23 protein-coding genes are annotated in these 21,837 nt (G+C 73.8%); 9 read left to right on the forward strand and 14 right to left on the reverse strand.

Annotation, left to right across the window (positions count from 1 at the left end; translation table 11 throughout):
* Positions 1-122 precede the first annotated feature (122 nt).
* Entirely contained in the window at positions 123-980 is an 858-nt protein-coding gene (locus tag ACF1GV_RS36470) for an esterase/lipase family protein (protein ID WP_391689924.1), read from the forward strand.
* 59 nt (positions 981-1,039) lie between these two features.
* Here ACF1GV_RS36470 and ACF1GV_RS36475 read toward each other — a convergent pair whose 3' ends face one another.
* Positions 1,040-2,038, reverse strand: a complete 999-nt coding sequence (locus ACF1GV_RS36475) for a lytic polysaccharide monooxygenase (protein ID WP_391689927.1) — start codon at positions 2,036-2,038, stop codon at positions 1,040-1,042.
* A 167-nt stretch (positions 2,039-2,205) separates the two neighbouring features.
* Here ACF1GV_RS36475 and ACF1GV_RS36480 point away from each other — a divergent pair, with 167 nt between their 5' ends.
* Positions 2,206-2,655, forward strand: a complete 450-nt coding sequence (locus tag ACF1GV_RS36480) for a GNAT family N-acetyltransferase (protein WP_391689930.1) — start codon at positions 2,206-2,208, stop codon at positions 2,653-2,655.
* Between the two features lie 25 nt (positions 2,656-2,680).
* On the opposite strand, the gene ACF1GV_RS36485 is transcribed toward ACF1GV_RS36480, so the two are convergent.
* Positions 2,681-2,815, reverse strand: coding sequence for a hypothetical protein (locus ACF1GV_RS36485; protein ID WP_361625759.1), 135 nt, complete (start codon positions 2,813-2,815; stop codon positions 2,681-2,683).
* 140 nt (positions 2,816-2,955) lie between these two features.
* Here ACF1GV_RS36485 and ACF1GV_RS36490 point away from each other — a divergent pair, with 140 nt between their 5' ends.
* Complete coding sequence (locus tag ACF1GV_RS36490; protein WP_391689934.1) at positions 2,956-3,570, forward strand: class I SAM-dependent methyltransferase; 615 nt, start codon at positions 2,956-2,958, stop codon at positions 3,568-3,570.
* A 68-nt stretch (positions 3,571-3,638) separates the two neighbouring features.
* Here ACF1GV_RS36490 and ACF1GV_RS36495 read toward each other — a convergent pair whose 3' ends face one another.
* Entirely contained in the window at positions 3,639-4,139 is a 501-nt protein-coding gene (locus ACF1GV_RS36495; RefSeq protein ID WP_391689937.1) for a DUF402 domain-containing protein, read from the reverse strand.
* Positions 4,120-5,049: a GNAT family N-acetyltransferase gene (locus tag ACF1GV_RS36500; RefSeq protein WP_391689939.1), complete on the reverse strand. Its 930-nt coding sequence runs from the start codon at positions 5,047-5,049 to the stop codon at positions 4,120-4,122. Before ACF1GV_RS36500 ends, ACF1GV_RS36495 begins: the two co-directional genes overlap by 20 nt.
* A gap of 71 nt (positions 5,050-5,120) precedes the next feature.
* Here ACF1GV_RS36500 and ACF1GV_RS36505 point away from each other — a divergent pair, with 71 nt between their 5' ends.
* Positions 5,121-5,489: a GntR family transcriptional regulator gene (locus ACF1GV_RS36505; protein ID WP_391689942.1), complete on the forward strand. Its 369-nt coding sequence runs from the start codon at positions 5,121-5,123 to the stop codon at positions 5,487-5,489.
* Between the two features lie 74 nt (positions 5,490-5,563).
* Here the strand turns inward: ACF1GV_RS36505 and ACF1GV_RS36510 are convergent, their stop codons facing one another.
* Both ACF1GV_RS36510 and ACF1GV_RS36515 read right to left on the reverse strand, forming a co-directional pair.
* Positions 5,564-6,334, reverse strand: coding sequence for a DUF72 domain-containing protein (locus tag ACF1GV_RS36510; RefSeq protein WP_391689945.1), 771 nt, complete (start codon positions 6,332-6,334; stop codon positions 5,564-5,566).
* Positions 6,335-6,363: 29 nt separating this feature from the next.
* Positions 6,364-7,473, reverse strand: a complete 1,110-nt coding sequence (locus ACF1GV_RS36515; protein ID WP_391689948.1) for a DUF5925 domain-containing protein — start codon at positions 7,471-7,473, stop codon at positions 6,364-6,366.
* A gap of 568 nt (positions 7,474-8,041) precedes the next feature.
* Here ACF1GV_RS36515 and ACF1GV_RS36520 point away from each other — a divergent pair.
* Positions 8,042-8,845 carry an SGNH/GDSL hydrolase family protein gene (locus tag ACF1GV_RS36520; RefSeq protein WP_391689950.1) on the forward strand — a complete coding sequence of 268 codons (804 nt, stop codon included), beginning with the start codon at positions 8,042-8,044 and terminating at the stop codon, positions 8,843-8,845.
* 25 nt (positions 8,846-8,870) lie between these two features.
* Here ACF1GV_RS36520 and ACF1GV_RS36525 read toward each other — a convergent pair whose 3' ends face one another.
* The 4 genes from ACF1GV_RS36525 to ACF1GV_RS36540 are packed head-to-tail and all read right to left on the reverse strand — an operon-like array spanning position 8,871 to position 14,932.
* Positions 8,871-10,487, reverse strand: coding sequence for a serine/threonine-protein kinase (locus ACF1GV_RS36525; RefSeq protein WP_391690148.1), 1,617 nt, complete (start codon positions 10,485-10,487; stop codon positions 8,871-8,873).
* 41 nt (positions 10,488-10,528) lie between these two features.
* On the reverse strand, positions 10,529-12,031 hold the full coding sequence (locus ACF1GV_RS36530) for a sulfite exporter TauE/SafE family protein (protein ID WP_391690151.1): 1,503 nt from the start codon (positions 12,029-12,031) through the stop codon (positions 10,529-10,531).
* Between the two features lie 8 nt (positions 12,032-12,039).
* Positions 12,040-13,371 (reverse strand): tetratricopeptide repeat protein, encoded by a 1,332-nt coding sequence (locus tag ACF1GV_RS36535; protein WP_391689953.1) that lies wholly within the window; start codon positions 13,369-13,371, stop codon positions 12,040-12,042.
* Positions 13,372-13,405: 34 nt separating this feature from the next.
* Complete coding sequence (locus ACF1GV_RS36540) at positions 13,406-14,932, reverse strand: DUF4331 domain-containing protein (protein ID WP_391689957.1); 1,527 nt, start codon at positions 14,930-14,932, stop codon at positions 13,406-13,408.
* Between the two features lie 206 nt (positions 14,933-15,138).
* On the opposite strand from ACF1GV_RS36540, the gene sigK reads away from it, so the two are divergent.
* The 3 genes from sigK (at position 15,139) to ACF1GV_RS36555 (ending at position 16,936) form a co-directional block, all read left to right on the forward strand.
* Positions 15,139-15,681, forward strand: a complete 543-nt coding sequence (gene sigK / locus ACF1GV_RS36545; RefSeq protein WP_391689960.1) for an ECF RNA polymerase sigma factor SigK — start codon at positions 15,139-15,141, stop codon at positions 15,679-15,681.
* A gap of 40 nt (positions 15,682-15,721) precedes the next feature.
* On the forward strand, positions 15,722-16,534 hold the full coding sequence (locus ACF1GV_RS36550) for an anti-sigma factor domain-containing protein (RefSeq protein WP_391689963.1): 813 nt from the start codon (positions 15,722-15,724) through the stop codon (positions 16,532-16,534).
* Positions 16,535-16,660: 126 nt separating this feature from the next.
* Positions 16,661-16,936 (forward strand): hypothetical protein, encoded by a 276-nt coding sequence (locus ACF1GV_RS36555; RefSeq protein ID WP_391689966.1) that lies wholly within the window; start codon positions 16,661-16,663, stop codon positions 16,934-16,936.
* Positions 16,937-16,945: 9 nt separating this feature from the next.
* Here ACF1GV_RS36555 and ACF1GV_RS36560 read toward each other — a convergent pair whose 3' ends face one another.
* Genes ACF1GV_RS36560 through ACF1GV_RS36570 form a run of 3 tightly spaced genes read right to left on the reverse strand, consistent with a single transcriptional unit; the run spans position 16,946 to position 19,909 of the window.
* The gene (locus ACF1GV_RS36560) at positions 16,946-18,142 is read right to left on the reverse strand and encodes a CaiB/BaiF CoA transferase family protein (protein WP_391689969.1); all 1,197 of its coding nucleotides are present in this window, start codon (positions 18,140-18,142) and stop codon (positions 16,946-16,948) included.
* A gap of 43 nt (positions 18,143-18,185) precedes the next feature.
* Positions 18,186-18,968, reverse strand: a complete 783-nt coding sequence (locus ACF1GV_RS36565) for an ABC transporter permease (protein WP_363266877.1) — start codon at positions 18,966-18,968, stop codon at positions 18,186-18,188.
* On the reverse strand, positions 18,965-19,909 hold the full coding sequence (locus ACF1GV_RS36570; protein WP_391689973.1) for an ATP-binding cassette domain-containing protein: 945 nt from the start codon (positions 19,907-19,909) through the stop codon (positions 18,965-18,967). The genes ACF1GV_RS36565 and ACF1GV_RS36570 overlap by 4 nt, the downstream gene beginning before the upstream one ends.
* Before the next feature lie 63 nt (positions 19,910-19,972).
* On the opposite strand from ACF1GV_RS36570, the gene ACF1GV_RS36575 reads away from it, so the two are divergent.
* Complete coding sequence (locus ACF1GV_RS36575; RefSeq protein ID WP_391689976.1) at positions 19,973-20,686, forward strand: TetR/AcrR family transcriptional regulator; 714 nt, start codon at positions 19,973-19,975, stop codon at positions 20,684-20,686.
* On the opposite strand, the gene ACF1GV_RS36580 is transcribed toward ACF1GV_RS36575, so the two are convergent.
* Positions 20,687-21,832 (reverse strand): type ISP restriction/modification enzyme, encoded by a 1,146-nt coding sequence (locus ACF1GV_RS36580; protein ID WP_391689979.1) that lies wholly within the window; start codon positions 21,830-21,832, stop codon positions 20,687-20,689.
* Positions 21,833-21,837: the final 5 nt, after the last annotated feature.

Here is a 21,837-nt window from a genome sequence, read left to right on the forward strand (position 1 = left end):
CCGACGCGTAACTTCACACTTCAGCTACTCGTCCGTAACTTGACGAATGAACAGCATCCTCGTGATCCGGGTCACAGGGCGTCATGCCGTCGTACTCCCTTGAGCCGCAAGGAGATCACCCGATGCTGCCCTTCAAGCGCCTGCTCAGACCACTGGCCGCGCTGCTGCTGACCGCCGCCGCCGTCACCGTCCCGGCCACCGCCGCCCACGCCACCGCACCGAGCACCGGCTGGAACGACTACTCCTGCAAGCCGTCCGCCGCCCATCCGCGCCCCGTCGTCCTCGTGCACGGCACCCTCGGCAACTCCGTCGACAACTGGCTCGGCCTCGCGCCCTACCTGGAGCACCGCGGCTACTGCGTCTTCTCCCTGGACTACGGCCAACTGCCGGGCGTCCCCCTCTTCCACGGCCTCGGCCCGATCGACCGGTCGGCGCAGCAGCTGAAGGAGTACGTGGACCGGGTGCTCACCGCCACCGGCGCCGCCAAGGCCGACCTCGTCGGCCACTCCCAGGGCGGCATGATGCCCCGCTACTACCTCAAGTTCCTCGACGGGGCCGCCCGGGTGAACGCGCTCGTCGGCATCGCGCCCAGCAACCACGGCACCACCCTGAGCGGACTCACCCAGCTGCTGCCGTACTTCCCCGGCGCCGCGGACCTGCTGAACGCGGCCACCCCCGCGCTCGCCCAGCAGGTCGTCGGCTCCGACCTGCTGACCAGGCTGAACGCGGGCGGAGACACCGTACCCGGCGTCCGCTACACGGTCCTCGCCACCCGGTACGACGAGGTCGTCACGCCCTATCGCAGCCAGTACCTCAGCGGGCCCGACGTGAAGAACGTGCTGCTGCAGGACCTGTGCCCGCTCGACCTGTCCGAGCACGTCCTCGTCGGGCTGACCGACCGGATCACCTTCCACGAGGTGGCCAACGCCCTCGACCCGGCCCACGCCACCGCGACCACCTGCGCGTCCGCCGTCGGCTGACGCCCGGCGCACCGGAAGGGGCCCGACCGGCCTGAGCCGCCGGTCGGGCCCCCTCACGCTCACTTGCGGACCGTGGCCCTGCGGCGCACCGACACGAACAGGGCCGCCGAGCCGAGCGCCAGCGCCGCCGCGCCGCCGACCGCGACGTACGGGGTGCTGCTGTCGCCACCGGTCTCGGCGAGGTGCTCGCCGCCGCCCGCCGCCTGCGGCTGGTTCGGCCGTGCGGCCTTCGGCGCCGGCGTGGGCTCGGCCGACGTCCGCGCGTCCGCGTCCCCGTGGCCGTGGTGCTCGATGGTCGACTTTTCGGCACCGGCCGCGATCTGCTCCTCGGACGGCACCGAGGCGCTCGGTGCCGGGACCGCGACGGGGGAGCCCGTACCGCTTGATGCCGTACCGCTTGATGCCGTGCCACCGGACGCGGCGCCGCCGTACGTGACGTCCGAACAGGAGTAGAACGCCTCCGGGCTGTCCGAGCGCTGCCAGACGGCGTAGAGCAGCTGACGGCCCGTACGCTCGGGCAGGGTGCCGGTGAACGTGTAGAAGCCGCCCGCGGCGACCGGGTCGGTGGCCGTCGCCACGGGGTGCTCCAGATCCAGGTCGTCCCAGGCCAAAGGGTGCGCGGGGTCGTAGCCGGGCTTGGTGAGGTACACGGTGAAGGTGCCCTTGTGCGGGGCCGTCACCCGGTACCTGAAGGTGTACGCACCGCTGTGCACGCCCGTCGCGGGCCAGTCGGCGCGGGCCAGGTCCAGGCCCTTGAACTCCTCGTTGTTCGCGCTGCACAGCTTGCCGTCCGGGATCAGCTGCCGGTGGCGGCCGGCGGCGTCGCCGACGCGGATGCCGTTCCAGTCGTACAGCGCCTGTGTGCCGCCGGCCGCCACCGCCGCCTTGCACGCGTCCGACTTCGGGCTCTCGGGGCCCTCCGCGTAGCACTGCGACACCCGGCTGACCGGGTCGCCCATCGTGCCGTGCGCGGCGGCGGGCGCGGCCGCAAGGGCGGTCAGGGCGAGCGGGACCAGGCCGAGGGCTGCGGCGGTGGCGGCCGTGCGGCGAGCACGCATGGAGGAACTCCTCGAAAGAGCCGGGGACTTGGACCGGGAACCCGTGGGGGGTGATCCGAAGCTAGCCCCGGCGCTGCGCGAAATCGCCGCTGAGAACGGCTGGAGGAGATCCTTATGGTCGCGTTAAGGGAGTGCTCAGTCTGCGATCAGGTAGCTACCGTGGCTCCATGATCGACAAGGAGATCCGGCCCGCGGTCGCCGCCGACGTGCCCGCGGTGAAGGCCGTGACCGACGCCGCCTACCACCACTACATCGAGCGCATCGGCGTGGTGCCGCAGCCCATGGAGGCCGACCACGCGGCCGAGGTGGCGGCCGGGAAGGTGTTCGTGACGGGGGATCCGGTGGTCGGGCTGGTCGTGGTCGAGCCATGCGCCGGCCTTCTCTGCCTGGACAGCATCGCCGTCCACCCCGACGCGCACGGAAGAGGCGTGGGGCGGCTGCTGCTGCACTTCGTCGACGCACACGCGCGTGCGCTCGGCCTGCCCGAGGTCAGGCTCTACACCAACGCGCTGATGTGGGAGAACCAGAAGATCTATCCCAAGTACGGCTACGAGGTCGTGGAGCGGCGGGTGGACGGGCCCTACGACCGCATCCACTACCGCAAGCGGCTCGGCTGAGGGGCCTGCGCCGGGCGCGGCCCTCTCACCCGTCGGGCCACCAGGTGCGCGCGATGTCCTTTCGCACCTCGGGGCGGCCGGCGGGGCGCTCGTCGGTCTCCTCACGGACCCGGCGGGTGTCCGTCTTCTTCAGGGGCTTCTGCACGGTCATACGGCGCATGGCTGCCTCCTTCAGGATCCACCGGGTTCCGCGTTCTCACGGAGGTAGACCCGTTCGGTGAGAGTTCCTCATCGACGCCGCCCTGTCAGTGGCGGCCGTCACGATCCGGGATGTCAGTGGGGGGTGTCATTGTCGGCGTCATGGCAAACACGAGTGATCCTGTGATTCCCCCATCTGCCTACTGGAATGCGCAGGCGGCCGAATTCGATGAAGAACCCGATCACGGGCTGCGCAGCCCGGAGGTGCGGGCGGCCTGGGCGGACCGGCTGCGCTCGTGGCTGCCGCCGCGCCCGTCCGATGTCCTGGATCTCGGATGCGGCACCGGCAGCCTGTCACTCCTCGCCGCCGAACAGGGACATCGGGTGACCGGCGTCGACAGCGCGCCCGCCATGCTGGAGCGCGCCCGAGCCAAGCTCGCCGGCCGTGACGCGCAGTTCCTGCTCGGTGACGCCGCGGCACCGCCCGTGGGGGAGCGGGCGTACGACGTGGTGCTGGTCCGGCATGTGCTCTGGACGCTGCCCGAGCCCGCGCGGGTGCTGGCGCACTGGGGGCAGCTGCTGCGCCCCGGCGGCCGGCTGGTCCTGGTGGAGGGCGTGTGGGGCACGCTCGATCCGGTCGGCATACCCGCGGACCTGCTCACCTCCCTGCTCGCCCCGCTCGCCGCCGAGGTGCGCCTGGAGCGACTGTCGGAGGATCCGCTGCTGTGGGGGCGCGCGGTGGACGACGAGCGGTACGCCGTGGTGGCCCTGGTCTGATCCCGGCAGCGTGGCCGGGCGGATGCGGCTAGGGTCAGGCGAGCCCGGCATGATCCAAACGAGAGGCCCTAGGCGAGCAGGTCCGTGAAGTGGTCGCCGTGGGCCAGGGTCTCGAGTGTGTCGAGGGCGGCCACCGCGGCGGCCGCCGCCTCGGGGTCCGACTCGGTCAGGCCGCTCGCCGCGAACTCGTCCTCGTCCAGCCGGCGTACGTCGCGGCCGTCGGCGGACCGCCACAGGTCCAGGTCGAGGTCCTCCACGACGAGTTCCGTACCGCTGAGGGTGGCGGGGCGGGCGATGTCGCAGTACCAGCCCTTCACCTCGCCCGCCGCATCGCGGACCTCCTTCACCGAGTACCAGCGGTCCCGCCAGTAGTACTCCGTGAACACGTCCCCCGCCTCGAAGCGCACGAAGCCGAAGTCGCGGACGGCGTCACCCGCCCACGGCGCCCGTACGGCGATCCGGGTGCCGTCGTCGGCGAGCAACTGCGCCGGGTAACGGATCTTCGTGCGGCCCGCCTTGACGAGGACCACGTCCACCGGGGCGGTGCCGTCAGCCGAGTTCGCGGACATACCTGACCTCCGTCGCGCAGATGTCGTACCCGAGCCGCTTGTTGATCGCGAGCATCGGTTCGTTCCCGGTGTCGTTGCCGGTGAAGGCCTGTGTGCAGCCGGCCGCCCGGGCGCGGTGCAGGGACGCGGTCTTCGCCAGCGTGGCCAGGCCCCGGCCGCGGAAGGCGCGCGCGGTGCCGGTCATCGCCGTGCAGTAGCCGCCCCGGCCGTCGGTGTACGCCACGCTGAAGGCCACGGGGCGGCCCTCGGCGACCGCGACGACGGTCAGGTCCTTGTCCAGGAGCGGATGCTTCCAGTACTGGTCGATCCAGTTCGCGTACTCCGACACCGAGGAGTCGACGTCGCTCGGTTCGTCCGCCATGGTCTCCGCGTCCAGCTCGAACACCGGGCGCGGATCGTCGGCGAAGTCGGCGGCCGTGCGCAGTTCCACGCCCGGCGGCACCGGGGGCACCGGCGGCAGCACGGGGTCCACCAGGTCACGGCGCAGGAAGTGCGCGGACCGGCTGCTGCGGTAACCGTGCCGTTCGGCGAAGGCGCGGTTGGCCGGCTCGTCCAGCACCCACGCGTACAGCCTGACGGCGCCCAGGCCTGCCAGGTATTCCTCCGCCGCGCGGACCAGCAGACGGCCCGCGCCGCGGCGGACGTGGTCGGGATGCACATAGACGTTGACGAAGCCCTGGCCCGGCTCCGCGCTCTCATGGGCCAGTCCCACCTGGGCGGTGCCGATCACCTCGCCGTCCTCCTCGGCGACCAGTGACCGGAAGCGGGCGGCCGCCGGCATGTGGGCCAGGTTGTGCCGTACCGCGTCGGCGGTGAACAGGATGTAGGGCAGGGCGGCGTGGCGGACCCGGGCGAACCCTTCGAGGTCCGCCAGGACGTCGGGGCGCAGGTCACGAACGATCACTGTCATGGGGGCGCACGCTACGGGGCGGGACGGGGCGGATGCCTCTCATTTTCCGGCGGGTGCGGGACAATCGGCCCGTGAGCCTGAAGATCCGCATCGATGACAGCGCGCCGCCGTACGAACAGGTGCGGGCGCAGATCTCCGAACAGGCGCGGTCGGGCGCGCTGCCGGTCGGGTACCGGCTGCCGACCGTGCGCGGCCTCGCCGAGTCGCTGGGGCTGGCCGTCAACACCGTGGCCAAGGCCTACCGGGCGCTGGAGGCCGACGGCGTGATCGAGACGCGCGGCCGGCACGGCACGTACGTGGCCGCCGTCGGCTCCGCTGCCGAGCGGGAACTCGCCGCCGCCGCGCAGGCGTACGGGGAGCGCGCCCGGCGGCTCGGCCTCACACAGGACGCGGCGCTGGCGGCCGTACGGGATGCCCTGCGGGCGGCTTACGGCGCCTAGCGGGATGCCTGCGGGCGGCGTGGGGGCCTGGCGGAATGCCCTGCGGCGGCGCAAGGGGACCAGGGTGGGCGGGGTCACCGGCCCAGGACGAGTCCCGGTGTGCGTGTCACCGTCAGCCCCGCCTTGCGGGCCGCCCTGGCGAAGACCTCCGCGTCCCCCACCGCCGCCGCGTTCGGGTCGTTGTTGAAGTACGCGTACATGTCCTGGTCGTCCGTCCAGGTCGTCGCGATGCGGTCCACCCAGGTCTCCAGGGAGCGGCGGCCGTAGTGCGGCCAGGCCGCCGCACGCCCCTGGTGGAAGCGGACGTACCCCCAGCCGGTGGTGCGCCACAGCGGCGTGACCGGGCGGGCCAGGACGTCCGCCCAGCACAGCGCCGCGCCCCGCGACTCCAGGACCGCGCGCACCTCCGGCGTCCACCACGACTCGTGCCGCGGCTCCACCGCGACCCGGGTGCCCGCGGGGAAGCAGGCCAGGCAGGCGTCCAGCAGTGCCGGGTCGCAGCGCAGGGTGGGCGGGAGCTGGAGCAGCACCGGGCCCAGCCGGTCGCCGAGACCCGCCGCACGGCTCATCAGCCGGTCGACCGGCTCCTCGGGCTCCTTCAGCCGCTTGATGTGGGTCAGGTACCGGCTCGCCTTGACCGCGACCACGAAGTCCGCCGGCACCCGCGCGGCCCACGCCTCGAACGTCTCCCGCGCGGGCAGCCGGTAGAAGGCGTTGTTCACCTCGACCGTGGCGAAGGCGCCCGTGTACTCCTCGAGCCACAGCCGCTGCGGCAGGCCGGCCGGGTACAGCACGCCCCGCCAGTCCCGGTACTGCCAGCCCGACGTACCGACGAAGAGGGTCATACCCTCATCAAAGCACCCCGATCACGGCATCACAGGTACAGCCCCGCGTCGGCTCCGCCCCGCGGCTCCGGTACCGCCGTGGGGGAGGTGCCCCGGCGCAGCGCGTACAGCTCCGCCAGCGTCGCACCGTCCCGGCCGATCTCCTCCTCCCGGCTGTGGGCCTCGCTGCCCAGCCAGGCCACCGCCTCCGCCCGGGTGAGCCGGCCGACCTCGATCCGGGCCAGGCAGCGGCCCGGGCGCACCACCGCCGGGTGCAGCCGCTCCAGGTCCTCGTTGGTGGTGACGCCGACCAGGACGTTGCGGCCCTGCCCGAGCAGCCCGTCCGTCAGGTTCAGCAGCCGGGACAGCGCCTGGCCCGCCGTGTGCTTGGCCTCGCCGCGGATCAGCTCGTCGCAGTCCTCCAGGAGCAGCAGCCGCCAGCGGCCCTTGCCCGCCGCGTCCTCCTCGCCGATCGCGATGTCCATCAGATAGCCGACGTCGGAGAACAGCCGCTCGGGGTCCAGTACGCAGTCCACCTGGCACCAGTCCCGCCACGAGCGGGCCAGCGTGCGCAGCGCGGACGTCTTGCCGGTGCCGGGCGGGCCGTGCAGCAACAGCAGCCGCCCGGCGATGTCCTCGGGCGTCGTCTTCATCAGGCGGCCCATCGCCTCGGCGACCGGTGCGGTGTAGTTCGCCCGCACCTCCTCCCAAGTGCCCGCGGAGATCTGCCGGGTCGTGCGGTACGGGCCGCGGCGCGGCGAGACGTACCAAAAGCCCATCGTCACGTTCTCCGGCTGCGGCTCGGGCTCGTCCGCCGCGCCGTCCGTGGCCTGGTCGAGGACCTTCTGCGCGAGTTCGGCGCTGGTCGCGGTCACCGTCACGTCGGCGCCGCGGCTCCAGCGGGAGACCAGCAGCGTCCAGCCGTCGCCCTCGGCGAGGGTGGCGCTGCGGTCGTCGTCGCGGGCCACGCGCAGCACCCGCGCACCCGGCGGCAGCAGCGTCACGCCCGAGCGGACCCGGTCGAGGTTCGAGGCGTGCGCGAACGGCTGCTCGCCCGTCGCGAAGCGGCCGAGGAACAGCGCGTCGACGACGTCGGAGGGGGAGTCGGAGTCGTCGACGGTGAGCCGGATCGGCAGGGCGTCGTGCGGCTGTGCAGGCATGGCGCCCATGATCCGGCACGGGAACCCGCCGTGCACCCGGTTTCCTCCCGGAATCTCCGCAGGAGGTCGGCTGGACGTGGTTTCCACCCGTTGCGGCCACCCTTACCGCTGCGCTCCCGGGCCGTGGCGGCACGGCCGGCACGACACCCGACGGCGACAAGGTGCACGGCACGCCCGTGAGCCCGGGCGGACGTCCGGCGCCGGACGCGGGCCGGGGCTTCACCCACACGCAGTTCAGTGCCGACGAGGGCAGCCCGGCCGGCGTGGCCCCGCGTGCGGGACCCGCCGGCGGACCACCCGCGCCTGGGCAGCGGGGTCCCTCACGCACGAAAGAGCGCCGCGGCGCCCGGTCTTCGTCAGGGACTTCACTTCATGCGGCCCTGAGGGGGCGTCAAGGCGCCTACCGGCCGAAGGCGTTATTCGTTCGGAGCTGAACGACGTATGGCCGTCCGGGGAGCGCCGGCGCCCGGTTGTGAAGGCTTCCGGAAATTATTGACATGGACACTTCCCGTCAACACGCGTAGTTGCTACCACGGTTACAGCAGAGATCCTGCTAAAGGGAGGTTCCATGAGACGTTCCCGACTTGTCGTATTCGTCAGCTCACTCCTCCTCGCCGCCGGCGCCGCCCTCACCGGAGCCGGTGCGGCACAGGCCTCCGAAACCGCCGCGGCCACCGGCTATGTGGCCCTCGGTGACTCCTACTCCTCCGGTGTGGGCGCCGGCAGCTACATCAGTTCCAGCGGTGACTGCGACCGCAGCACGAAGGCGTACCCCTACCTGTGGAACGCCGCCCACGCACCCTCGTCGTTCGCGTTCGTCGCCTGCTCGGGCGCCCGAACGGATGAAGTCATGGCGAACCAGATCGGCTCGCTCAGCACCTCCACCGGACTGGTCTCGATCACCATCGGCGGCAACGACGCGGGATTCGCCGACGTCATGACGACGTGTGTGCTCCAGTCCGACAGCGAGTGCCTCGCCCGCATCGACACCGCCGAGGCGTACGTCGACTCCACGCTCCCCGGCAAGCTCGACACCGTCTACTCGGCGATCAGCTCCAAGGCCCCCAACGCCCACGTCGTCGTCCTCGGCTACCCCCGCTTCTACAAGCTCGGCACCAGCTGCCTCGGCCTGTCCGAGACCAAGCGCTCCGCCATCAACGGCGCCTCCGACTACATCGACGCCGCCATCGCCCGCCGCGCCGCCGCACACGGCTTCACCTTCGGCGACGTCCGCACCACGTTCACCGGCCACGAGATCTGCTCCGGCAGCTCCTGGCTGCACAGCGTCAACTGGCTCAGCATCGGCGAGTCCTACCACCCCACCGCCGCCGGTCAGTCGGGCGGCTACCTGCCGGTCCTGACCAACTCCTGAGGCCGGCCGGCCGAGTCCCCACTCCTCACGGGGATTCGGAGGCCGAAGGCGTGGGGGAGGTCCCGCCCGTCGGGGTCTCCTCCACGCACGTCACCGAGAACGGCACCGTGTCCGACGTGGCCCGCACCGGGGCGCGCACCTCCACCCCGAGCGCGTTGCGGTACGTGCCGCTCGCGTCGTACGTCGTCACGCTGACCCGGTCCTGCCGTGTGCGCTCCCCGCCCTCGGGGAACGACAGCGTCTTCCAGCCGGTGTCCGTGACCTCACCGTCCCGCGCCACCCACCGGTACTCCACCTGCGCGGGCAGCCGTCCCACCGTGAACGTCGCCGTGAACGACGGCGTCCGTGCGCCCGGCGGCGGGCAACTCCCGGTGTAGTCCGTGTGGGTCCCCGTCACCGTCACCGTGACGGACTGCGGTGGCGCCGAGGACGTCGGCGGCGCGCTGCTGTGGCTGGGCGTGGGGGTCGGTGTCTCCTGCCGCCGGGTGTGCCGCTCACCGGGCGTCGGCGGCAGGGTCTGCCCTGCGGTGGTGGCCGCGGCGCTGCCGCCCTGGTGGCCGCCGCCGCCGTGCAGCAGCGCGTACGTCAGCCCGCCGGCCGCCAGCGCGAGCGCGGCCAGGCCCGCGACCAGCATCGCGGCACGCCGGCGGCGACGGTCCGGCTCGGGCTCCGCCTCCTCCTGCGGTGCGGGTGCGGGCACGGGCAGCGGGGGTGTCGGTGCCGGTTCCCCGTGGTGGGCGATCGTCGTCGGGGCCGTCGTCGGGGCGTACGGCCCGACCGGCATGGCCGGTGCGCCCGGGTCACCGCCCGCCCCGATCACCCTGAGGTCCCGCTCGGCCGCGTCCGCCGGCAGTCGCTCGGCCGGGTCCTTGCGCAGCAGCCCGGCGATCACCGGGGCGAGCGGACCGGCGCGGTGCGGCGGCGGCAGCTCGTCGTCGACGATCGCGCGCAGTGTGCTCAGCGGGGTGTCGTGGCGGAACGGGGAGTGGCCCTCGACCGCCGCGTACAGCAGTACGCCGAGCGCCCACAGGTCCGACTCCGGGCCCGGCCGGCGGCCCAGCGCCCGCTCGGGTGCGAGGAACTCGGGGGAGCCGATGACCTCCCCGGTCATCGTCAGCGCCGAGCTGCCCTCGACCAGCGCGATGCCGAAGTCGGTCAGCACCACCCGGCCGTCGTTGGACAGCAGCACGTTCGCCGGCTTCACGTCCCGGTGCAGCACCCCGACGTCGTGCGCGGCCCGCAGCGCGGCCAGCACCTCGGCGCCGATGTGCGCGGCCCGCCGCGGGGCCAGCGGTCCCTCGGCGTCCAGCAGCTCGGCCAGCGAGATGCCGCGGACCAGCTCCATCACGATCCACGGGCGGCCGTCCTCGGTGGCCACGTCGTACACCGTGACCACGTTCCGGCTGGTCACCCGGGCCGCCGCCCACGCCTCACGCTCCAGGCGGGCGTACATCCGCTCCACGTCGGAGGCCGGCAGCCCGGCGGGGGCGCGCACCTCCTTGACGGCGACCTCGCGGTGCAGCAGCTCGTCGCGGGCCCGCCACACCGTGCCCATGCCGCCCTGGCCGAGCGGGGACAGCAGACGGTAGCGACCCGCGATCAGCCGTTCACGGCCCGGCTCTCCGGACACGGGCGCCCCCATTCGTATCCGGGCGGACATCCCTGCTCCTTCATGAAAGTAACTCACCCGAGGGCCGTTGCCGCCCCTTTGAGCACCAATCCGGCACCCAGCGCCACGACGACGGACGCCGAACCCAGCGGAGCCGCCCGGCGTACCAGCGCCGCCGTCGCGCCGCCGGCCCAGCGCGGACGCCGGCCCAGCACGCGCGCCGCCGTGCCGCCCAGCCGGACCACGGCCACCCCGGCCGCGGTCAGCGTCAGCGCGAGGCCGGCGCCGTACGCCACGACCAGCAGCAGTCCGAACCACGCCCGGCCCAGGGCCGCCGCGCCGACCAGTACGACCACGGCCGACGGGCTGGGCACGAGCCCCCCGGCGAAGCCGAGCAGCAGCGTGCCGCGCAGGCCGGGGCGTGGGTGATCGTGCTCACCGTGTTGGTGGTCGTGGTGGTGGTGACCGTGATCGTGATGGTGGGGGTGAGCGTGATCGTGGCCGTGCCCGCGGTCGTGCCAGGCCCGTCGTACGAGGGTGACGCCCGCGGCGGTCACCAGGGCGCCGCTTGCGACGCCCAGCCAGGCGATCACCGAGGGCGCCGCCGCGGAGCCCGCGGCGACGAGGAGGCCCAGGACGACCACGCCGAGTGTGTGGGTCACGGTGACGGACGCGGCGAGCGGCAGGACGTCCCGCAGCCGGGCCCGGCCGCCGCGGGCGGTCGCCGTCGCCGCCATCACCGTCTTGCCGTGGCCCGGCGCGAGCGCGTGCAGCGCGCCCAGACCGACCGCGACGAGCAGGGCGAGGGCGGCGAAGCCCACGGTCAGGTCATGGCGGGCGACCAGGCCGTCCAGCGCGCGCGTGAAGCGGTCGGCGCCCCGCGGCAGTACGGAGGCGGCGGGTGCGTCCCCCGTCTGCCCGGTCGCGGCGAGGGCGGGACCGCCGGGCCGCACCCGCAGGGCCGCGGTCGTCGTGTCGGCCGGCGAGGAGAGCAACTCCCGCGGGTAGCGCGTCAGCCCGTGCGAGGAGGACTCCTGCGGTACGTCGGACGCGGTGAGCGTCATCCCGTCCCCTCGCGCGGTGATCTCCCGCCAGCCCGGCCCGGAGGAGGGACCGGCGCTGCGGAACGCGACGGCCACGGCCCGGTCATGGGGCAGGGGAGCAGTGAACCGGCACTCCACCCGCAGCGTCCGCAGGCCCGCCTGCCCCGGCCGCTCCCGGGCCACGCCGCGTCCGACGGCGAGGGCGAGACGGCGGCCGTCCACGGTGACGCCGCTGCCGTGTGCCGCCGCGGCGCACCGGGCCCGGGCCCAGCCGCTCAGGCCCAGCCGTTCGATCTCCGGTCCGGCCTGGGTCGCCGGGATCTCGGCCAGGTCCTCGACGTGGTCGACGCGCAGCTCGCCCGGGGCGGCGACCAGGCCGTCGTAGCGGTTGACGGTGAAGTTGCCCAGGGGATGGGCGCCGGCGTCCGGGGCGGTCAGCAGGGTGAGGGCGCCGGCGGTGAGCAGCACGGCCGCGCCGGGCAGGAGCAGGCGCCGTACCGTGCCGGACACCGGGCGCTTCACCACGCCGTACATCAGGCGCCTCACCGGGTCACCTCCGCACGCGCCGCACGCGCACCCAGCGGCGAGAAACCGGAGTTCAGCCTCAGGGCTGCCCGCAGGTGGGCGTCCCCCTCGGCCCGGTGCCCGGCGGCGCGCTCGATCATCCCGAGGTGGTACAGGAACACGGCGTTGCGGTAGCCCGTGGTGAGGGCCCGCCGCGCGTGCGGCAGGGCCTCGGCGTCCCGCCCGTTGACATGCAGCGCCCAGGCGAGCGCGTCCTCGGTGTGCACCGTGCGGCGACGGGCCCACTCCGCGCGTGCGGCGCGCAGGGCCGCCGCCCGGTCACCGTGGTCGGCGGCCGCGAGCGCGGTGTCGAGGTCGGCGTCGACCCCGTTGGCGCGGGCCAGCTTGGTCCAGGCGTCGACCAGGGCGTACTGCGCGCGCGCCCGCGCCCGGTCGCCGCGGTCCTCGTACAGCTCGCCGAGCGCGACGAGCGGACCCGGCAACGGGGCCCGGGCGACGACCTGCTCCAGACCACGGATCGCGGCGGCGCCGTCGCCGAGGGCGGCCTGGGCACGGGCACGGCCCTCCAGGGCCGGAAGGTAGCCGTCGTCGGCGGTCAGTGCGCGGGCGTAGTGCCGCAGCGCGCCGGCGTGGTCGCCCTGGTTCCAGGCCAGCTGGCCGAGCTGGGTGGCGACGTAGGCGACGTCGCCGGGCGCGGTCGCGGCGGCGAGGGCCTGCTCCAGGACCCGCCGGGCCGTGGCCACGTCGCCCCGCAGCTCCCGCACGTACGCGTACCGGGTGAACACCGGCACTCCCGGCCGCCGCGCGTCCGCCGTGTCGGCGGCCCGCGCCGCCTCGTCGTACCGGCCGAGTTCGACGAGTGCGTCGATGCGGCTGCACAGGGCGCGCTCGCTGTACGGGTTCCCGGTGAGGGCGCGGTCGGCGTCGGCGAGGGCGCCGGCGAAGTCGTGCCGGGCCGCGGCCAGGGCGGCACGGCCCGCGAGGGCGGCGTCGTTGCCCGGGCGCAGGGCCAGTGAGCGGCGCAGCGCCTGTGCCGCCTCCGGGTAGCGGGAGGGGTCGGCCGTGGTCCGCGCCTGCTCGACGTACGCCAGCCCCAGGGTCGCCCAGCCGGTGAAGTCCCGGGGCTGGGCGCGCAGCCCGGCCTGCAGCGCCTTGACGCTTCCGTCCAGGTCGCCGCCGCGCAGCAGGGCCGGCGAGGTCGCGGCGCCGGGCGCGGCGGCGGCGCTCACCCCCGTGCCGTCCCGTGCGCCGCCCAGCGCGACGCTCCCCCCGGTCAGTGCCACGGCCAGCAGCGCCGCGCACCCGGCGATCCAGCGCAGCCTCGGCCTGCCGGTCCTCTTGTCGTCCATCAGCGGCGAGGTCCTCTCCGTCCAAGTCCGCACATCAGTACGGCCGCCGCACGCGCCGGCGCCACCAAGCCGCAGCGGTGCCGATCAGCAGGACCCCGGCGGCGCCCGAAGCGGCGGACGCGGCGATCAGGGTGGTGTTCCGTCCGCTCCCGGCGGGCTGGAGCGCGTCGCCCAGCTGGCTGCGCACGTCCGCACCGCCGCTCGTGCCCTGGGCGACCGGTCCGCGTGACCCCTCGGTCGGCTCGGCCAGGTACGGGAAGGAGTGGCCGAACTCCTTGTCGTTGGCGTCGACCGCGTCGCCCAGGTCGTTCTTGGAGCCCACCAGCTCGCCCTCGACGACCTGGAGCGCGGCGTCGATCACGTCGTCGGTCAGCCGGCGGCCGTTGGGGAAGCCCGCGTTGTCCCCGTCGAGGACGCCGAGCCGCTTGGGGTGCATGGAGGGCTTCACGGAGGTGTTCAGGCGCAGCTCCTCGGCGGGCGTGACGTGCGGCGGCTGGTTGAGGCCCTGGACGCCCTTGAGGAACACGTCGACCAGGTCGTTGCGCGGCTCGGCCGGTGCCTTGATCTTGTAGATCCCCTCGATGAGCCTGGGCAGCTCGGGGTGGGTGACGTTCTTCAGGAACTGCGCGTCCTCCCACGGCGAGGAAGCGTTGAACGTGTCCTTGTCCTTCTGCGGGTTGACCACCTCGTTGACCAGCGGGTTGCCCAGCCGTGAGACCTGCGCCCAGTGGCCGCGCGCGTTCTTGCGCTGCGTGGTGGACCAGATGCCGACGACCGGCTGATGGGCCGACTCGGTGATCATGGCGGTGGGGACCTGCAGGGCGATGGAGTTGACGTTGTAGCCCTTGAGCGTGTCGTTGCCGACCTCGGACAGGTTCCCGCCGTACAGCAGGTCGAAGACGCGCAGATCCAGGAAGAACGGGTCGTCCGCCTGCCCGGCGAACGTCACGGCTCCATTGGGCAGCTTGTGCACGGCCTGGTCGCGCAGTGTGCCGTAGTGGGGCATGGACGCCTTGCCGACGTCGGACGGAGCCACCGGCACATCGTCGGCGATCTTCGTCTTCGACGCCATGTGCTGGTGCTTGAGCCGGATCAGGTCGACGTCGTACGTCTGCGTCACGTTCAGGTCCGGGTCGTCGAGGCTGTCGACCGGACCGGTGTTGTACAGGAACGTGTCCTTGTTCTTGGTGTGCGTGGTGAACGTGTAGCGGAAGAGCAACTCGTCCTGCGCGTCACCGTCGTTGTCGATGTGCAGGTCGTACTGGGCGTCCTCCGCGAAGGGGTAGAAGTTCGGGCCGCCCGCCGGTTCCTCGAAGGGGATCCAGTTGGCGACGATCGTCGTCGTGTCCGGCCGGTCCGGGCTGACGAACGCGTACAGGTCCGTGTTGTCGTACTGCGGGGTGCCCGAGATCAGCGGGGCCTCGCGGTGGCTCGAGGCGTACGCCGCGTGCGGCGCCAGCGCGCTGGTGCCTGCTGCCGCGAGCCCGGCGGCCGCGAGCGCCGCGCACATCAGCGCCGCGAGAGGGCCGCGCGTCCGGCCACTGCTGGAGATGGGTGCCATACCGTCCGTCCTGTGTGCCGACTTGCCTGACGTTCTCCATTCGCAGCGCCGGCGCCACCGGATTGGTCCGGCGGCGGATTTCTTTCGGCACCCGCCCGACCCGCGTTTTCGTCCCCGTGATCCGTACCTTCCGTCCGGAGGTGCGTTCGGTGCGAATGCCTGGTGTGCGGGGACGGGGCCGGTGCGGCCGGCGAGAGGGGGACCGGGTGGCGGCGGACGAGCTGCTGCTGCGCGTGGCCGGGGGTGACGAACGGGCCTTCGAGGAGCTGTACGTCCTGGTCTCCGGGCCGGTGTTCGGGCTGGTGCAGCGAGTGGTACGCGACGCGGCGCAGGCGGAGGAGGTGGCGCAGGAGGTGCTGATCGAACTGTGGCGGTCCGCCGCCCGGTTCGACCCCCGGCGGGGCAGCGCCCTGGCCTGGGTGCTCACCGTCGCCCACCGCCGGGCCGTGGACCGGGTGCGCAGCGCCCGCGCATCCGGGGAACGCGAGCGGCGCGAGGCCCTGCGGGCCGCCCGGGCGGACTTCGACCAGGTCACCGAGGAGGTCGAGGCCGGTCTCGAACGCGAGTGGGTGCGCCGCTGCCTGGACCGCCTGACGGCCCTTCAGCGTCAGTCGGTCACCCTCGCCTATTACGACGGCTACACCTACCGCGAGGTCGCCGACCGGCTGTCGCTGCCGCTCGGCACGGTCAAGACCCGCATGCGCGACGGCCTGACCCGGCTGCGCGAGTGCCTCGGGGGGACGGCATGACCCACCGCGTACGGATCGTCTCCCTCCCGGAGGGTGCCCTGTGAGTCTGTTCGGACGCCTCGCGGGGCGGGACGCTCCCCACTCGCTCGCCGCTCCCTATGCGCTCGACGCCCTCGAACCGGCCGAGCGCGTCCGCTTCGAGAAGCACCTGGCACGCTGTCCCCGCTGCGCCGCCGAGGTGCGCGACCTCGCCGAGGACGCCGTCCGGCTCGCCTGGTCCGCGGCCGCCCCGGCGCCGCCCGCGCTGCGCGAACGGGTGCTGGCCGCCGTACGCGCCACCCCGCAGGAACCGGCACCGGCCCCTGCCCACGCGCCCCGGCTGCCCCCGCACGTGTGGGGGACGCAGCCGCCTCCGGCGCGCTCCCGTGCGCCCCGGCCGCGCCCCCTGCTGGTGCCCCTGGCCACCGCGACCGCCGCCGCGGCGCTCGTCGTCGCCTCGCTGTTCGCCGTCCAGGCCGAGCGGACCGGGGACCGGCTGGCCGCCGAGCGGGACCGCTCGCGTGAGATCGCCCACGTTCTGGCCGCGCCGGACGCGCGGTCGGCGACCGGGCGGGACGCGCACGGCCGCACGATCGGAGTGATCGCTTCCGTATCCGAGCGGCGGGCGGTGATCACGCTCCGCGGATACGGAACCCCGCCCGCCGGACGCGTCCGGCAGCTGTGGCTCATGCGCCCCGGCGCACAGCCCCGCTCCCTCGGGCTGATCGACGGCGACACGCCCTTGGTCGCGTCCGGCCTCACCCGGCCGTCGACATCACTCGCTGTGACCGTCGAACCGGACGGCGGTTCGGCGCAGCCCACCAGTCAGCCGGTTGTCCAACTCGCCCTGGATTCGCTCGGATTCGGAGAGTAATCGCGATGGCATCGTCAACCCCCTTACGGGGAAGGTGAATCCTGTGGCCGCGATACACGAGTGCCTCATCGGGGCGATAGGGTTAGCCTGCCCGGGCCGGGTGGACTCGTACGGGTGGGGAGTGACATGGATCAGATAACAGTGCGCAGCAGGGCCAGGGTCCCTGCGATCACCTGCGGGAGCAGCGCGACCAGTTCGCGCCTGGACCGCCACCTCTCGGTGCTCGGCGGCCCCGCCGTACCGCAACGCGAGACGGCTGAGGCGACCTTGCTCATGCGCGAACTGACGACACGTGACACCGCCCGCAGCGGTACCGGCAGGCGGTCGCGGGTGAGCGGCGTCTCGCTGTTCGCCCCGCTGCGCCGGCTGCGCCGTTCACTGTTCGGCGGCAACCGGCACTGAGGTTCGCGCTCAGGCGGCCACACCGTCCCGGCGCAGCGCTGCGATCTCGTCGTCCGTCATCCCCACGGCGCGCAGCACCGCCCCGGTGTGCTCGCCGAGCGCGGGCACGTCCCCCATCCGCGGCTCCGCCCCGCCCGGCAGCGTGATCGGGGGCAGCAGCGCCCGCAGCGGCCCGACCGGCGAACCCACCTCACGCCACCGCTGACGGGCCGCCAGCTGTGGATGCTCCGCCAGTTCCGCGAGGTCCCGCAACCGCGCGCAGGCGATGCCCGCGGCCTCGAGCCGCGCCAGCGCCTCGTCGGTGTCCAGCTTCGCCAGTGCCGCGCCGACCAGTTCGTCCGTCCGCTCCCGGCGGGCGACCCGCGCGGCGTTCGTCGCGAACTGCGGATCCGACCCCAACTCGGGCCGCTGCAGAACCTGTTCGGCCAGTCGCCGCCACTCCCGGTCGTTCTGCACCGACAGAAGCACCCGCCCCCCGTCACCCGTCTGGTAGGCGTCGTACGGGGCGATGACGGCGTGCGCCAGACCGGTGCGGGCCGGGGGAGTACCACCGTGCAGGACGTGGTGCAGCGGGTGGCCCATCCACTCGGCGAGCGCCTCCAGCATCGACACCTCCACCGGGCCGCCCCGCCCGGTCGTCCCGCGCCGCACCAGCGCCGCCAGCACGCCCGAGAACGCGTACATCCCGGCCGCGATGTCCGCCGCCGGGATGCCCGCCTTCACCGGCTGCTCCGGCGTACCGGTCACCGACACCAGCCCCGCCTCGCACTGCACGAGCATGTCGTACGCCCGCTTGTCGGCGTACGGGCCGCTCGCGCCGTATCCCGAGATGTCCACGGCGATCAGCCGCGGGTGGAGCGCGCACAGCGTGGCGGCGTCCAGGCCGAGCCGGGCCGCGGCGCCCTGCGCGAGGTTCTGCACGAACACGTCCGCCTGGGCCACCAGTCGCCTCACGACGGCGAGGCCGCGCGGGTCCTTCAGGTCCAGCGCGATGGACTCCTTGCCGCGGTTGCACCACACGAAGTGCGAGGCCATACCGCGCGCGGCGGTGTCGTAGCCGCGCGCGAAGTCACCGCCGTCGATCCGCTCGACCTTGATCACCCGGGCGCCGAGATCGGCGAGCTGACGGGTGGCGAACGGGGCCGCGACGGCCTGCTCGACGGCGACGACGGTGATGCCCTCGAGGGGCGGCGGGAAGTGGTCCATGGACCGGATCATGACCCGCCGCCCCTGCTTTGTCAGCAGTGATTCAGCTCTCCCCGCGCGCGTACCGGCGCACCGCGAGCGGGGCGAACAGCGCGAGCAGCACCGCGCACCAGGCCAGCGAGCCGGCCACCGGGTGCGCCACCGGCCAGGCGGCGCCCTCGGGCACGGGCGCGTTGCCGAACAGGTCCCGCAGGGCCGTCGTCACCGCGCTGATCGGGTTCCACTCGGCGAGCGTGCGCAGCCAGCCGGGCATGCCGTCGACGGGAATGTAGGCGTTGGACAGCAGCGGCAGCATGAAGGTCGCGCTGCCCAGCTGCCCGGCAGCCTCCTCGCTGCGGCTCAGCAGCCCGAGGAAGATGCCCGCCCAGGAACAGGCGAACCGGAAGAGCAGCAGCAGTCCGAGCGCGCCCGCCGCCTGCAGCGGCGATCCCTCGATCCGCCACCCCACCAGCAGCCCGACGAGCAGGAAGGGCACCGTCCCGGCGGCCGTGACGGCGAGGTCGGCGGCCGCCTGGCCGAGCGGTACGGCGGCCCGGCTCACCGGCAGGGTGCGCAGGCGGTCCGTCACACCCCGGTGGACGTCCTGCGCGGCCTGGAACATGCCGGTCATCAGCCCGTTCGCGGCCGTTGCCACCAGCAGCCCCGGCACCAGGAAGGAGCGGTACTGCGCTCCGGGCATCGCCAGCGCGCTGCCGAAGACGTACCCGAAGAACAGCAGCATCGTGACCGGCATGGTCTGGGTGAGGACCAGCAGGCCCGGGTTGTTGCGCAGCCGGCGCAACTGCCGGCCCACCATCGCGCTTCCGTCGTACACCAGTGCGGTCATGCCGCGACCTCCGTCCGGTCGGTGAGCCTGAGGAACACGTCGTCGAGGGTGGGGGGCCGGATGCTCGCGTCGAGCAGCGGCACGCCGGCCGCGTCGAGTGCGCGCACCAGGCGCGGCAGGGTGAGGGTGGCGTCCCGGGTGACCGCCGCCACGGCCTGCCGGTCGTGGTCGAAGGTCGGCTCGGCGCCGGTCAGCCCGTCGAGCACGGCCGCCGCCCGCATCAGCGCGTCCGGGTCTGCGACGACGACCTCGGCCTGGGCGCCGATGAGCGCCTTCAGCTCGGCCGGGCTGCCGGTGTGCGCGACCCGGCCGCGGTCGACCAGGGCGATGTCGTCGGCGAGCTGGTCGGCCTCTTCCAGGTACTGCGTCGTCAGCAGCACGCTCGTGCCCTGCGTCTTCAGCTCCCGCACGGCGTCCCAGATCCGGCTGCGGCTGGCCGGGTCCAGGCCCGTCGTGGGTTCGTCCAGGAACAGCACGTCGGGGCGGCACACCAGGCTCGCCGCGAGGTCCAGGCGGCGTCGCATGCCGCCCGAGTAGGTGGACGCCGGGCGGTCGGCGGCCTCGGCGAGCCCGAAGCGCTCCAGCAGCTCGCCGGCCCGCGCGGCCGGCCCGCGCACCCGGTGCAGCCGGGCGAACAGCCGCAGGTTCTCGCGCCCGGTCAGGTCCCCGTCGACCGACGCGTACTGCCCGGTGACGCCGATCCGGCGGCGCACCGCCTCCGCCTCGCGGACCAGGTCGTGCCCGGCGATCCGGGCGGAGCCGGCGTCGGGGCGCAGCAGCGTGGTCAGCAGCCGCACCGCCGTCGTCTTGCCCGCCCCGTTCGGCCCCAGCAGGCCGCACACCGTGCCCGCGGGCACCGCGAGATCGAGCCCGCGCAGCGCCCGCACCTCCCCGAAGCGCTTCTCCAGACCTTCACTGAGTACAGCGTACGTAGAAGTCATGGCACGACCATAGCGCACTACGTACGGTGTACGTAACTACGATGGGGGGCGAGGTGATGATCGATGGCGGGCCGAGCGGCCGTACCCGAAGTGATCTGGGCGCGCCCCGAGCGCACCGGACGCGGTCCCAGACCGGCGTACACCCGGGCCGGCATCGCCGAGGCCGCGGTGCGCGTCGCCGACGCCGAGGGGCTGGACGCGGTGTCGATGCGGCGGGTCGCCGCCGAATTGGGCTGCGGCACCATGTCGCTCTACAACTACGTCCCCCGTAAGGAGGACCTGTACGAGCTGATGGTGGACGCGGTCAGCGCCGAGCACGAGCTGTGGGAGCCGAGCGGCGACTGGCGCGCCGACATGCTCCGGGTCGCCCACCAGACCCGCGCGCTGATGCACCGCCACCCCTGGGTGCCGCGCCTGATGTCGCCGGTCTACGGCTTCAGCCCGAACGCCCTGCGCTACCTGGAGCACTGCCTGGTTTGCCTGGACCCGCTGCCGGCGCCGTACGGCACCAAGATGGAGCTCATCGCCATGCTGAACGGCGTGGTGACGACCTACACGGCGAACGAACTGGCCACCGCCGAGCGCACCCGGGCCCTGCCCTGGTCCCCGGAGGAGGAGACCGCCGTACGGATCGCCTACCTGGGCGCCCAGGTCGCGAGCGGCGCGTACCCGCGGATGGCGGCCGCGTTCATGGAGGACGCCGGGCCGATCGACCTGGAGGCGGTGTTCGAGCGGGCGCTGGGGCGGGTGCTGGACGCGTTCGAGCCCCCCGACTAGTCAGAGCAGCGCGAACTGGCCCTCCGGGCCCTCCTCCTGGTGGTCCAGGACGGAGGCCGGGCGGCGCGCCGACGCCGGCACCGGCAGGACGCCCGCGGCGCGCAGCTCTGAGGCTGTCACGGGCGAGGAGATCTCCCACTCCTCCTGCTGGGAGCGGACGTCCGCCAGGAGCGCGAGGACGGTGATCAGCTCCAGCAGCTCCGACGTCCACGCCTGCGGCCATGTCGCCGGGCGGATCGCGGCCAGGGTGCCGGGCTCGCCCTCCGCGACCCGCGCCGCGAACCACTGCTCCAGGACCCGGACGCCGTCCACCGAGTAGTCCCAGGCCGCCGTCGGCACCGGCGCGATACGGCCGTCCCCCAGGTGCAGGGCCTCCTCGTCGCGGTCGTAGTCCAGCGTGAGCGGACGGGACGGCAGCGGGGCGCGGACGTACGGCCGGCGGCCGCCGGGCAGCCTGGGCCGCTCACCGTCGCGCCGCATCAGCCACAGCGCCCGCCGGCCCAGCTCCACGCCGCGCGCCCACAGCTCGGGGTCGTCGGTGAGGGGGACGCTCCGGTCGGGCCGGACGGCCGTGAGCGTCCAGGCCAGGACGTCCGGCGCGGTGACCGGGTGGCCCAGGCGCGCGGCGAGATGGGCCGCCAGACCGGGCGCGAGATTGGGTTCCGTGCCGCCCGGGCGGCGGTACAGCGGGCGCACCCGGGCGCCCCGCAGCAGCGGGAAGCGCGACGTGGCCAGCAGCGCGTCCGGCAGCTCGACTGCGAACACCTGCCGCTCGTCCGCCACCCGCCACAGCTCCGGCCGGGCCGCGTCGATCAGCCGGTGGTCGGGGATCAGCCACTGCTCGTCGAACGGTGCGGCAAGCGCCCGCACCGGCTCCGGGCACGGCCCCGACGCCCGCGCGAGTCTCTGCGTACCGGCCCGCTGCCCGGGCAGCTGCCCGACCGCCGAGTGCAGGGTGCGCGCCCGCGTCGGCCCGAACAGCGCCTCGCGGTCGGGGACGGCGGCCTTCAGCAGGGCGTCCCAGCGGGCCTTCAGGGACGCGGCGTCGGGGCCCGCCGGCCAGCTGCGCCCCAGTCGCGGCGGTGCGACGGACCACGGCATGAGGTCCGCCAGCAACGGAACGTCGTCGTACGTCACGCCGGGCATCGTAC

This window comes from Streptomyces sp. NPDC014006, from assembly GCF_043088925.1.
Taxonomy (GTDB): Bacteria; Actinomycetota; Actinomycetes; order Streptomycetales; family Streptomycetaceae; genus Streptomyces.